Origin of the sequence: Streptomyces sp. NPDC050548 (assembly GCF_044457385.1) — a bacterium.
GTDB lineage: Bacteria > Actinomycetota > Actinomycetes > Streptomycetales > Streptomycetaceae > Streptomyces.
On the sequence record NZ_JBITGV010000009.1, the window covers coordinates 48,465 to 60,641 of the forward strand.

The 12,177-nt window shown below is 70.5% G+C and carries 13 protein-coding genes and 1 pseudogene; 2 read left to right on the forward strand and 12 right to left on the reverse strand.

Annotated features, from left to right (window positions below):
* Window positions 1-22 precede the first annotated feature (22 nt).
* Window positions 23-538 carry a DUF664 domain-containing protein gene (locus tag ACIBJH_RS24720; protein ID WP_399119013.1) on the forward strand — a complete coding sequence of 172 codons (516 nt, stop codon included), beginning with the start codon at window positions 23-25 and terminating at the stop codon, window positions 536-538.
* Here ACIBJH_RS24720 and ACIBJH_RS24725 read toward each other — a convergent pair.
* The 4 genes from ACIBJH_RS24725 to ACIBJH_RS24740 form a co-directional block, all read right to left on the reverse strand.
* Entirely contained in the window at window positions 520-1,590 is a 1,071-nt protein-coding gene (locus ACIBJH_RS24725) for an adenosine deaminase (RefSeq protein WP_399119014.1), read from the reverse strand. The two genes, ACIBJH_RS24720 and ACIBJH_RS24725, sit on opposite strands and share 19 nt — an antisense overlap.
* 50 nt (window positions 1,591-1,640) lie before the next feature.
* Complete coding sequence (locus ACIBJH_RS24730) at window positions 1,641-2,036, reverse strand: VOC family protein (protein ID WP_399119015.1); 396 nt, start codon at window positions 2,034-2,036, stop codon at window positions 1,641-1,643.
* A 103-nt stretch (window positions 2,037-2,139) separates the two neighbouring features.
* Complete coding sequence (locus tag ACIBJH_RS24735) at window positions 2,140-3,072, reverse strand: M48 family metalloprotease (RefSeq protein WP_399119016.1); 933 nt, start codon at window positions 3,070-3,072, stop codon at window positions 2,140-2,142.
* Between the two features lie 47 nt (window positions 3,073-3,119).
* Complete coding sequence (locus ACIBJH_RS24740; protein WP_399119017.1) at window positions 3,120-3,494, reverse strand: BlaI/MecI/CopY family transcriptional regulator; 375 nt, start codon at window positions 3,492-3,494, stop codon at window positions 3,120-3,122.
* Between the two features lie 181 nt (window positions 3,495-3,675).
* Between ACIBJH_RS24740 and ACIBJH_RS24745 the strand changes: the two genes are divergently transcribed.
* A complete protein-coding gene (locus tag ACIBJH_RS24745) occupies window positions 3,676-4,386 on the forward strand; it encodes a dienelactone hydrolase family protein (RefSeq protein ID WP_399119018.1) in 711 nt (236 codons plus the stop codon).
* Window positions 4,387-4,535: 149 nt separating this feature from the next.
* Here ACIBJH_RS24745 and ACIBJH_RS24750 read toward each other — a convergent pair whose 3' ends face one another.
* The 8 genes and pseudogenes from ACIBJH_RS24750 to ACIBJH_RS24785 form a co-directional block, all read right to left on the reverse strand.
* The gene (locus ACIBJH_RS24750; RefSeq protein WP_399119020.1) at window positions 4,536-5,441 is read right to left on the reverse strand and encodes an aldo/keto reductase; all 906 of its coding nucleotides are present in this window, start codon (window positions 5,439-5,441) and stop codon (window positions 4,536-4,538) included.
* A gap of 42 nt (window positions 5,442-5,483) precedes the next feature.
* Complete coding sequence (locus ACIBJH_RS24755; protein ID WP_399119021.1) at window positions 5,484-6,848, reverse strand: RICIN domain-containing protein; 1,365 nt, start codon at window positions 6,846-6,848, stop codon at window positions 5,484-5,486.
* Between the two features lie 133 nt (window positions 6,849-6,981).
* A complete protein-coding gene (locus tag ACIBJH_RS24760) occupies window positions 6,982-8,037 on the reverse strand; it encodes an NAD-dependent epimerase/dehydratase family protein (protein ID WP_399119022.1) in 1,056 nt (351 codons plus the stop codon).
* Between the two features lie 84 nt (window positions 8,038-8,121).
* Window positions 8,122-8,754, reverse strand: coding sequence for an SRPBCC family protein (locus ACIBJH_RS24765; RefSeq protein WP_399119023.1), 633 nt, complete (start codon window positions 8,752-8,754; stop codon window positions 8,122-8,124).
* Complete coding sequence (locus ACIBJH_RS24770) at window positions 8,751-9,116, reverse strand: helix-turn-helix transcriptional regulator (RefSeq protein WP_026178616.1); 366 nt, start codon at window positions 9,114-9,116, stop codon at window positions 8,751-8,753. The genes ACIBJH_RS24765 and ACIBJH_RS24770 overlap by 4 nt, the downstream gene beginning before the upstream one ends.
* A 59-nt stretch (window positions 9,117-9,175) precedes the next feature.
* Window positions 9,176-10,504, reverse strand: a pseudogene (locus ACIBJH_RS24775) (aldehyde dehydrogenase family protein); the annotation flags it as partial.
* Window positions 10,505-10,610: 106 nt separating this feature from the next.
* A complete protein-coding gene (locus ACIBJH_RS24780; RefSeq protein ID WP_399119024.1) occupies window positions 10,611-11,807 on the reverse strand; it encodes an RNA polymerase sigma factor in 1,197 nt (398 codons plus the stop codon).
* The gene (locus tag ACIBJH_RS24785; RefSeq protein ID WP_399119025.1) at window positions 11,807-12,163 is read right to left on the reverse strand and encodes a YciI family protein; all 357 of its coding nucleotides are present in this window, start codon (window positions 12,161-12,163) and stop codon (window positions 11,807-11,809) included. The genes ACIBJH_RS24780 and ACIBJH_RS24785 overlap by 1 nt, the downstream gene beginning before the upstream one ends.
* Between the last annotated feature and the right edge of the window lie 14 nt (window positions 12,164-12,177).

The window sequence follows — 12,177 nt, forward strand, 5'->3', positions numbered from 1 at the left end:
GGCGATGCGCGATGGTGGTCGTATGCATGCCAACGACATCCTCATTGACGCGTACGGCCGTATCCAGGAAGAAGTCCACGCCGCCGTCGACGGCCTGACACCGGACCAGCTGCACACGCGCGTGGCCGCCGACGCCAACTCCATCGCCTGGCTGGTCTGGCATCTCACCCGCGTCCAGGACGACCATGTCGCCGACGCCTCGGGCCTCGACCAGGTGTGGCTGACCCAGGGCTGGGAGAAGCGCTTCGGCCTCGATCTGCCGGCCCGGGACACCGGATACGGCCACACCTCCTCGCAGGTCGGCAAGGTGCGCGTCGAGTCGGCCGGGCAGCTGACCGGGTACTACGACGCCGTCCACGAGCAGACCCTGGAGTATCTGCGCGGGCTGACCCCGGAGGACTACGAGCGGATCGTGGACGAGCGCTGGGACCCGCCGGTCAGCCTGGGCGTGCGACTGGTCAGCGTCCTGTCCGACGATCTGGAGCACGTCGGACAGGCGCAGTACGTGCGGGGGCTGCTTCAGAGCGCGGAGGCGTAGCCCGGCAGGACGACGTCCTCGATGAGGGCCTTGCGCTCGTCGTACGGGATGAACGCGCTCTTGAGGGCGTTCACGGTGACCGTGCGCAGGTCCTCGGCCGTCCAGCCCGCCTCCTCGACCAGGAGGGACATCTCGCGGGTCATCGTCGTACCGGACACCAGTCGGTTGTCGGTGTTGAGGGTGACGCGGAAGCCCAGGTCCTTCAGGGCGGTGATGGGGTGTTCGGCGATCGAAGTGGCCGCGCCCGTCTGGAGGTTGGAGGTCGGGCACATCTCCAGGGCGATCCGGCGGTCGCGGACCCAGCCGGCGAGGCGGCCGAGCTTGCCGTCGACGATGTCCTCGGTGATGCGGACGCCGTGCCCGATGCGCTGGGCGCCGCACACCTGGAGCGCCTGGTGGATGCTGGGCAGGCCGTGCGCCTCGCCGGCGTGGATGGTGAACGGGACGCTCTCGCCGCGCAGGCGCTCGAAGGCCGCGAGGTGGTCGGCGGGCGGGAAGCCGTCCTCGGCGCCGGCGATGTCGAAGCCGACGACACCGGCGTCCCGGAAGGCCACCGCGAGGTCGGCCGCCTCGCCGACCCGGTCGAACATCCGCATCCCGCACAGCAGGGTCCGCACCTGGACCGGGGTTCCGGCTGCGGCGGCCTTCGCCATACCGGCCGCGAGGCCTTCCTGGACGGTCTCGACGACCTCGGCGAGCGTGAGTCCGCCGTTGGTGTTCAGCTCCGGGGCGTAGCGCACCTCGCCGTAGACGACGCCGTCGGCGGCGAGGTCCAGGACGTACTCCTCGGCGACGCGCAGGAGGCCCTCGCGGTTCTGCATGACGGCGAGGGTGTGCTCGAAGGTGGCGATGTAGCGCACCAGGTCACCGGAGTTGGCGGCGTCGAAGTACCAGGCGGCCAGCTCGTCCGGGTCGGTGGTGGGCAGGGTGTGCCCGACCGTCTCCGCGAGTTCCACCACGGTGGCGGGGCGCAGTCCGCCGTCGAGGTGGTCGTGCAGCACGGCCTTGGGGAGCCGGCGGAGCGTGTCGGCGTCTATGCGCGTAGATGACATGTGCGGTCGTTCCTCGGTCGTTCGGTGAGCGGGGTCGGGCGGTACGGGTTTCAGGCGGCGGGCTGGAGCAGGTCCCAGCGGTTGCCGTACAGGTCCTGGAAGACGGCGACGGAACCGTACTCCTCGTGGCGCGGCTCCTCCAGGAAGGTCACGCCCGCGGCGAGCATCCGGGCGTGGTCGCGGGCGAAGTCCTCGGTGTGCAGGAAGAAGCCGACGCGCCCGCCGGTCTGGTCACCGATCCGGCCGCGCTGGTCCTCGCCCTTGGCGCGGGCGAGCAGCAGACCGGTGCCGGAACTGTCCGTGCCGGGCGGCGTCACGACGACCCAGCGGGAGTCGTCGGGGCGGGGCGTGTCCTCGACGAGGCGGAAGCCCAGGGCTTCGGTGTAGAAGCGGATCGCCTCGTCGTAGTCGTCGACGACGAGGGTGACCAGGGCGATACGGCTCATCGGGGGTCTCCGTGCGGTTCCGTTCAGCGGGATATCGACAGGCGAGGTTATACGTAAAACGTGACTCGCGCCAGTCAAGCACCGGAACCCCGGGCCCCTCCCCTCACCCGGCCTCCTCGCCCTGCGCCACCTCCACCCGGTGGTGGACGTCGATCATCTCGGTGGCCGCGGCGGCGAAGGAGAGCGTCGCGCAGGCGATCAGCAGGGCGGCGAGTCCGCAGGCTGCGGTGCGGTGGGTGCCGCGCGGGGCCGCGAGGAGCGCCTTGACGCGCTGTGGGACCGGGCCTGTCGTGGCGCCGGGGACGAAGTCCGGGCGCCGGGAGCGGGCCGACTGTCCGGCGAGGGCCGCGCGGGCGATGGCCCGGGCGATCAGGCGCCGGTCGCCCACTGCGATGGCGGCGGCCTCGTCGGCCGCGCGTTCGGCGGCCAGCCGGATCGCGTCGCGGACCGGACCGAGCGCGGGATGGCAGCGCGCGGCGAGTTCGGCGGCCACGAGGAAGTAGTGGTGGCCGCCCGCGTTGTGCGCCCGCTCGTGCGCGAACAGTGCCTCGCGCTCGGCGGCGTCGAGGCTGCGCAGCATCCCGGTGGTGACGACGATGCGGTGCGGTCGCCCGGGCAGGGCGTAGGCGTCCGGGTGCGGGGAGTCGAGCACGCACAGGTCACCCGCGACGGGCGCAGTCGCGGCCTGCGCGCGGGCGACGCGGAAGGCACGCGACTCGCGCAGCGCCCACCGGGTCACCGTCCAGGCGCACACGGTCAGGGCCCCGGCGGACAGCACGGCCGCCGGCGGGACGAGACCGCCGTAGGAGGTGCGCAGTGGGTGGATCAGTTCGCCGAGTGCCGCGAACAGCGGGAGTCGGAGCAGGCCGGTAAGGACGAACGCGCCGAGGGCGGTGAGGGTACAGCCGGCCGCGATCACCGCAGAGCCGGTGAGCAGCCACAGGGCGGTGACCGGCGTGAGCCGCTCCAGGGCGCGCCGGGCCATGGGCCGTAGCGCGAACGGCAGCACGAGCGGGAGGAGCAGCGGGGCGATCATCGGTCACCGGATTTCATCGCACCCAGGATCCCACGCGCCACCGCGCCTCACGCCTGCTCACCGGATTCGAGGAGGTCGCGCAGGACGCGTTCGTCGTCGGGGCTGAGCTGGGCGACGAAGCGGGCGAGGACGGTCTCCCGGTCGCCGTCGCGGTCGAGTTCGGTGTGCATACGGCGGGCGGTGAGGCCCTGCGCGTCCTGGACCGGGAAGTAGGCGTAGCCGCGGCCCTGGCGCCTGCGGTCGACGACGCCCTTGTCGTGCAGCCGGGTCAGGATCGTCGTCACCGTGGTGCGGGCCAGGCCCGTGCCGAGGCTCAGCTGCACCTCTCCGGGGGTCTGCGGGGCGCCGGCGGCCCAGAGGGCGGCCATGACGGTGGCCTCCAGCTCACCCGCCGGTCGGCGTTCGTCCTTCGCGTCGGCCATGGGAACGATCCTCACCCCGTCCTCGTCATACAGTCCAGCAGACCGTCTACAGAATTGTAGTCATCAGGGTGCCGTATCGTCACGGCACCCGAGTGCCCGTTCCCGCGTGCCCCCTGCGGAAGGAGGTCGAGGCCGCCCCGGCACTCCCCCATCGAGCACCGCCGTACAGGAGTTGGGCGTCATGTCCTCCGAGCTGCCGAAGTCGACCGGAGCCCCGGCCCACCAGAACGTCACCTTTCCCAGCGCCGGGGGCACCGCTCACGGCTATCTCGCGCTGCCGCCGTCCGGGAGCGGGCCGGGTGTGATCGTCATCCAGGAGTGGTGGGGTCTGACCGACCACATCGCCAATGTGGCCGACCGGCTCGCGCAGGAGGGCTTCGTCGCGTTCGCCCCAGACCTGTACGGCGGGAACGTGGCGCACGACAGCGACGAGGCCCTGCGGATGATGCTGGCGCTCCCCGTCGCCCGCGGTGTCGAACTGCTCTCCGGCGCGGTCGACCACCTGCTGTCGCTGCCCGAGGTCACCTCGGACACGGTCGGCGCGGTCGGCTTCTGCATGGGCGGCGGCTTCGTTCTCTACCTGGCCGCGGCCGACCCGCGGGTCAGCGCTGCGGTGCCGTTCTACGGCGTGATCCAGGGCGAGTTCCCCGACTTCTCCGGGCTGAAGGCGCAAATCCTGGGCCACTACGGCGAGTTGGACGAGAGCATCCCCACGAAGAGCCTCGACGCCCTGCGCGAGACCGTCGAGCGGCAGTCCGGCATCACCGCGGACCTGCGCCTCTACCCGGCGAACCACGCCTTCTTCAACGACGGCCGCCCGGTCTACGACGCCGACTCCGCGACCCGCGCCTGGGCGAGCACGGTGCCTTTCCTGCACGCCCAACTGGGCTGACCCCACGGCGACTTCGCACACGCCGCACGGCAGTGAGGCCACGGCGCCTCGGTCCGAGGTCCTACCGCCCCGGCCCGAGGTGCGCGAGCTGCCCCAACACCATCTGATGCTGGACGGAGTCATGCTGGTGCGAGCAGCCCAGCCGTGGCTCAACCGGCCTTGCTGTGCAGCTCGTTGAGTCCGGCCAGTTCGTCGTCGGTCAGGTGGATCGCGCCGGCCGCCACGTTCTCGGCGAGGTGGTCGGGGTTGCCCGTGCCGGGGATGGCGAGGACGTGCGGGCCCTGGGCCAGGGTCCAGGCCAGGCGGATCTGGGCGGGGCTGGTGCCGTGGGCCTCCGCGACGGCCAGGACCTCGTCGTCGTGGGCGGTGGTCGCGCTTCTCGCCCCGCCCGCGCCCGCGATGGCGAAGAACGGCACGAACGCGATGCCCTGTTCGCCGCAGATCCGCAGCATGTCGTCGGTCTCGGCCTGGTAGGAGTCGAGCGCGAACCGGTTCTGGACGCTCACCACCCGGGCGATCTCCTGCGCCTCGGCGAGGTGCCCGGGCTCGACGTCGGAGAGCGCGAGGTGCCGGACCAGGCCCTCCTCCTGGAGTTCGGCGAGCGCGCCGAAGTGTTCGGCGATCGAGTCCTGGCCCATCCGGCGCAGATAGACCACGTCCAGCTGGTCGCGCCCGAGCTGGCGCAGATTCTCCTCGACATGCCCGCGCAGGTCGTCGGGGCGTGCCGAACTGCTCCATTCCCCCGAGTAGTTGCGGAAGGGCCCGACCTTCGTGGCGATCACGAGGTCGTCCGAGTAGGGCGCGAGCGCGGTGTTGATGAGTTCGTTGGCCGACCGCAGCGACGAGAAGTAGAAGGCGGCCGTGTCGATGTGGTTCACACCCAGCTCAACCGCCTTGCGCAGCACGGCGATCGAGCGGTCACGGTCGCTCGGCGTACCGAGGTTGAAGGCGGCGCTGCCCGTCAGCCGCATCGCGCCGAAGCCGAGGCGGTTGACGGTCAGGTCGCCGAGTTTCCAGGTGCCCGCGGCTGCGGCGGTGATCTTCGCTGAGGTCATCAGCGGAGTTTCGCACACACGCGCGCCGCAGCCGCCCGCACTTTACGGATACGTGTAGGTGTTCAGGCTGTCGACGGCCGACGCGGGGTTGCCGAGGTCGTAGCGGTCCACGGCGAGGAAGTTGGGCTTCTTGCGGGCGGCCGGCTGGCAGAACCGCCGGGCCCGGTCCAGGACCTTGGTGTTGTCGGTCTGGGCCGTCCCGGCGATGGTGGCATCACGGAAGTGGTTCATGACGAACAGCGGCCGGAACCCCGAATACGTCTGCGTGAGCGGCACGTTGAGGTCGCTGCCGTACCAGCGGCTGTAGCAGGACCAGTCGGAGGAGCCTGCGCCGGAGCCCATGGACCAGTAGTTCTCGACGGTCCACTCGCGCTGGTACATCACGCCGAAGCTGTCCCGGGTCAGTCCGGCGGACTGGTCGGAGGCGCGGCTGTGGTCGGTGAAGATCAGCAGGCGGTGGTTGGCGGCGATCAGGTCGGCCATCTTCGGCCAGCCGTTCTGCTGCACACCGGTCTGGTCGGGGCGGTACAGCACGTCGTACAGGCCGTTGACACGGGCGAGTTCGCCGCGCAGGACGGTCGGGTCGACGTAGTCCTCCAGGAAGACGGTGACGAACTGGTCGGTGTGCGCCTTGAGGAAGTCCACGATGCGCTGGAGGTCGACATTCAGGGCGACCGGGCTGCTGACCAGGGTGCAGCTGTCGTGGCAGAGGATCGCGCCGTCGGAGGTCTGGTGGATGTCCAGCATGAACCCCCGTACACCGTCAGAGAGTTGCTGGTTGATGCCCCGGGCCTGGTTGGGGAAGAAGTTCACGAAGGGCGGGGCGAAGCCGCCGTCGACCCCGTTGGCGTAGGCGTTGTGCGCGGTGAGGAACGTGACCTGGTCCAGGGTGCGTTGATCCTGGGCGGGGATCGGCCTGGTGGGTGAGCTGATCGGGGTCAGGTACCAGGACGCGAGCCCGCCGGAGGAGCCGATGGCCAGCTGGGCCGGGTAGTTGGCGCCGGAGGGCTTGGCGGCGACGGTCAAGTAGCTTGCCGTGCCCGGGACTTGGAGCGTGTACTGGTCACCGCCGGTCGCGGTGATCTGCCAGGCGGCGTCGGCGCTCGTGCAGGCGACGGTCTTCGCCTGGGCACCCGAGCGGCCGAGGCAGCTGCCTGCCGTGTCGGTGCTCTCCAGGACGTACGAGGATCCGCTCGCCTTGAGGTTCCACTGCTGGTGGTCCTCGTCGCCCTTGGGGTTGTGCTGCTCCACCGCTCCCCCCTTGTCGGCCGCGTTGAGGCCGGTGGTGGCGCTCTGGACGTAGTAGGTGCCGGGCGCCGGGACCGCGTCGGCGGCGCCGGCCGGTGGAGAGACGAGCGTCGCGGCCAGCGCCGCGGTGATGGCGAGCAGGGCGTGGGGGGTTCGCATGGGTGCCCTTCGGGTTGAGTGGTCAGGCTCATGACACCGGAAAGGTGATCGGGCCACACCCAAGCGTCTTTGGTCTCGACCAGTCAAGAGGCAGGAACGGTCCGCGGAATGAACGCCGCAGGACGGTCACCGGTCAGCGCGATTTCCTCAACTCCCGCCAGGCCACGTAGTGATCGACGAGGGTCTCCTCCAACGGCCGGTAGTGGATGCCCAGTTCCTCCACTCCGCGCCGGTTGTCGACCGCGAACCTGATCCCGAGGTGTTTGCGGATGTAGTCCTGGGTGAGCCCGAACGCGGGTCCCAGGATGCGCACCGGCCAGTGCGGGAGGCCGTGTCCGGGCAGCCGGTAGTTGCGCGGGAAGTGCTGCCGCAGGGCGCGTGACATGTCGAGGAAGGACGCCATCCGGCTCGCGGCGACGATGTAACGGCCGTGCGCGTCGGGGCGTTCGGCCGCCGCGATGTGCGCGCTCGCGACGTCCCGCACGTCGGCCACGGTGAAGCTGAAGTCGGGTGCCCCGTAGAAGAAGTAGCCCTTGAAGAGTTCGTCGAGGAGGAACAGGCTGCCGGAGTCCGAGGCCGGGGTCAGTGAAGGCCCCAGGATCAGGCCGGGGTTGACGGAGACCATGCGCCAGCGGTCCTGGGCGTGTGCCGCGTCCCAGGCGGCGCGTTCGGCGACGGTCTTGGCGTAGTGGTACGGGTTGTTCTCGACCGTGCTGGTGGTGTTGACGTAGTCCTCGGAGAGGATCTCGTCCTTCATCTCCCGTACGTCGGCGTAGTCGCCGAAGATCGCGCCGACCGTCGAGGTGAACACCAACTTCTCGGCGGTGGGCGTGCGTTCGATGCCGGCGAGGACGTTCCGGGTGCCGGTGAGCGCGGGGTCGACGACATCCCTCTGACCGTCCTTGATCTTCTCCGGCATGAGGAACGGCGAGGCCACATGGAACACGATCCGGCAGCCGTCCATCGCCGCGTCGAAGGAGCCCTCCGCCATCAGATCGGCCTCGAACAGCTCAAGGGCGCCCGGGAATCGGTCCTGCATCGCCCGCAGCGGTGCGACCTTCGCCTCGTTGCCGAGGGACCGCACGGTGGTGTGCACCCGGTAGCCGCGCTCCAGCAGTTGCCGGACCAGATGACTGCCGACGAATCCGCTGCCGCCGGTCACCAACACCGTCTCGCCACCGACACTCATCCCTGGCTCCGATCACCCGTGACGTCCAGCGCGCACGCTACAACGGTGATCGGTCCCGGGTCAGCGGTTCGGGCGCTACGACTCTCAACTCCCGGTTCCCGTATAGGCGGCCGTGGTCCGGTCGGCGGACGCGCGGGCCACCGCCTCGTCCTCGCCACTCGCGACGTTGGCCGCGTACCAGGCCTCGCTGCTCAGGGTGACGAAGCGGCGGCCCTCCTCGGACGCCAGCCAGGCCATGGCGTCCTTGGGCTTCACAGGACTGGCGCCCGACAGATTGCCGCCGAGCCCCAGGAGGATCGAGTCCCAGCCGACACCCACCGCGCCGGGCCCGAACTCGGCCCACTTGGTGTCGTCGACATGGGCGATGTGCTCCAACTCGAAGCGCGTCCCGTCGCCCTCGGGCGTCAACCGCAGCTCGATCCAGCTGACTTCACCGCCGTACTCCCAGGTGGCGAAGAAGCTGTTGGGCGGGTCGCAGCGCTCGACGGTGCCGCCCGCGTTGCCCTGCAACTGGTACTTGCCGCCCACCCGCAGTTCGCCGGTGACCGGCAGGAACCAGCGCGGGATGCGCTCGGGGTCGGTACAGGCGTCCCAGACGTCGGCGACCGGTGAGTCGTAGGACTGGGCGATGGTGATCACGCGGGCCTCGCCCGCCCGGAAGTCGCGGCGGCCGACGCGGCGGCTCACGGAGTTGATTTGATGGGTGACGTCGATCATGGGGTGCTCCTCGGGGTGTCGTCACCGGCCTCGCGGAGCCGGCGCTCACGCTTACCCCGGGCCAACTCGGTTGCCAGGGCGTCCAGATGCGGGGTCCAGTAGCGGCGGAACCGGTCGAGCCAGGCGTCGATGTCCCGCAGCGGCTCGGAGTTGACCGCGTACAGGCGGCGGGTGCCGTCCGGCCGTACCGTCGCGAATCCGTTCTCCCGCAGCACCTTCAGATGCTGGGAGACCGCGGGCTGCGATATCCCGAACTCCCGCCGGACGACGTCACTGACCGTCCCGGCGGGCTGCTCGCCCTCGGCGAGCAGCTCCAGGATGCGGCGGCGCACGGGGTCTCCGAGCACATCGAAAGCGTGCATGAGCACCAAAATATCACCGGTCGCTTATATAAGCGACCGGTGATACATGAGATGGCGGGTCAGGCCAGCGGCTTCTCCAGCAGCGCCTTGCGGTGACTGAACGTCTCAATGGAGTAGCGGCCGTGGTAGTTGCCCATGCCGCTCTCGCCCACGCCGCCGAACGGCAGGTCGGAGACGGTGAGGTGGGCGAGCGGGAGGCCGTAGCCGACCGCGCCGGAGGAGGTCTCGGCGGCGATCCGGGCGCGCGTGTCGTCGGAGTCGGTGAAGACGTACAGGGCGAGGGGCTTGTCGCGGTCGTTGATGAAGTCGATCGCCGCGTCGATCCCGGGGACGGTGACGATCGGCAGGATCGGGCCGAAGATCTCCTCCGCCATGACGGGCGCCTTCGGGTCCACGTCGGCGAGCACGGTCGGCGCGATGTACTTGTCCGTACGGTCGCTGCGCCCGCCGACCACCACCCGGCCGGAGTCGAGCAGCCCGGCGAGCCGGTCGAAGTGGCGCTCGTTGACGATCCGGCCGTACTCGCCGGAGGTCTGCGGGTCGGCGCCGTAGACCTTCTCGACCGCGGTCACCAGCAGGGGTTCGAGCGCGGCGGCGGTCTCCGGGTCGGTGAGGACGTAGTCGGGGGCGACGCAGGTCTGGCCGGCGTTGAGGAACTTGCCGCGCGCCAACCGGTCGGCCACGACAGCGAGATCGGCGTCGCGGTCGACGAACGCCGGTGACTTGCCCCCGAGTTCGAGGGCGACCGGCGTCAAGTGCTCGGCGGCGGCGCGCAGGACGATGCGGCCGACGACGCCGTTGCCGGTGTAGAAGATGTGGTCGAAGTGCTCGGCGAGCAGGGCAGTGGTCTCCGGGATGCCGCCCTCGACGACGGCGACCGCGTCGGTGTCGAGGTAGGCGGGCAGCAGCCGGGCGATGGCGGCGGAGGTGGCCGGGGCCAGCTCGCTGGGCTTGACGACGACCGCGTTGCCCGAGGCCAGCGCGCCGACGACCGGGGTCAGCAGCAACTGGACCGGGTAGTTCCAGGGGGCGATCACGAGGACGACGCCGAGCGGGTCGTACTGCGTCCAGGCCGTGGCGTCCGTGCCGAGGTGGGCCGGTACGGGGGCCGACTCGGGGCGCAGCCACTCTTCGAGGTGGTCGAGGGTGTGGTCGATCTCGCGGATCGTGAAGCCGATCTCGGTGCGCTGGGACTCGGCGGCGCTCTTGCCGAGGTCGGCGCGGAGGGCTGCGGCGAGGTCGTCGCCGTGCTCCGTGAGCAGGTCGCGCAGGCGGTGGAGCTGGGCGGTGCGCCACTCGACGGGCTTGGTGCGGCCGGTGCGGAAAGTGGCGCGCAGTCGGGCCACGATGTCGGCGGGCTGCTCGGGACTGGGCTGGTTCACGGTGCCTCGCTGCTGGTGCGTGGGAGTTCTCTACGGTCAGGTGTATATAGCAACCATTCATACACCGGGGAAAATTCCGGTGGGACCATGGTCACCCGCCACGTGAGGGCTGTCACATCCGTACGAGTTCCCGGCAGCGGCGTTCCAGGTACCCGCGCTCAGCCGCGCTCTCCGTGCGGGCGAGGGCCGCCTCGTACGCCGCCACCGCCTCCGTGTGCCGGTCCAGGCGGCGCAGCAGATCGGCGCGCACCGCGTGCAGCACGTGGTAGTCGTCGAGGTCCAGCGCGTCCACGAGGTCGAGGGCCTTGCGCGGGCCGTCCACCTCGGCGACGGCGACGGCCCGGTTCAGGGCGACGACCGGGCTCGGCGCGAGCGCCATGAGCTGGTCGTAGAGCTGGAGGATCTGTCCCCAGTCCGTCGCGTCCGCGGTCGACGCGTCGCTGTGCACGGCGTTGATGGCGGCCTGGATCTGGTAGGGCCCGGGGTTGTTCAGGCGCAGGCACCGCCGGACGAGTGACTGGCCGTCGGCGATCAGCTCGCGGTCCCACCGGTCGCGGTCCTGTTCGGGCAGCGGTACCAGCTCGCCGTTCGCGCCCTCGCGGGCGGTCCGGCGCGACTCGATGAGCAGCATCAGCGCGAGCAGGCCGGTGACCTCGGGTTCGTCCGGCATCAGCTCGGAGAGGAGGCAGCCGAGGCGCAAAGCTTCGGCGCACAGTTCGGGCGAGTCGGTGTAGCCCTCGTTGAAGATCAGGTAGACGACGGCCAGCACGCCCTTGAGCCGGTCGGGGAGGTCGGCGTCGCGGGGCACCCGGTACGGAATTTTCGCGTCGCGGATCTTGGCCTTGGCGCGGACCAGGCGCTGGGCCATCGTCGGCTCCGGCACCAGGAAGGCGCGGGCGATCCGGGCGGTGGTGAGCCCACCGAGCAGCCGCAGGGTGAGCGCGACCTGTGCCTGGGTGGCGAGCGCCGGGTGGCAGCAGGTGAAGATCAGACGGAGCCGGTCGTCGCGCACGGGTCCCTCCTCGGCGGGCTCGTCGGACGCGTACAGCAGGGCGGCCTCCGTGTGCCGGGCCTCCCTGGAGGACTCGCGGCGCAGCCGGTCGATCGCGCGGTTGCGGGCGGTCGTGATGATCCATCCGGCCGGACTCGGCGGCACACCGGTCTCCGGCCATTTCTGTACGGCCGTGGTGAAGGCGTCCTGGACCGCTTCCTCGGCGAGGTCGATGTCGCCGAGGAAGCGGACCAGGACGGAGACCGCGCGCCCGTACTCGGTACGGAAGACGGCCTCGATGTCGGTGTCGAACGACATCAGTCCTCGGACGTGTTCATGAAGGGGCGCACCTCCACGGGCAGGGTGGTGGCCCAGGTCGCCCGCTTGCCCCACTCCAGGGCGGCGTCCAGGTCGGCCGCCTTGATCAGGCAGAGCCCGCCCAGATACTCCTTGCCCTCGGCGTACGGGCCGTCGGTGATCAGCACGTCGCCGTCCTTGGGGCGCAGCACGGTCGCCGTCTCCGGCCCGTGCAGTCCGCCGGCGAAGACCCAGGCGCCGGCGGCCTGGAGTTCGTCGTGGAAAACATCCAGCTTGCGGCGGATCTCCGCCATCTCCTCGGGCGAGGGCATCTGTCCGTCGGTCGGCGTGATCACACTGAGCAGGTAGTGCTGCATGCTGTCCTCCATGG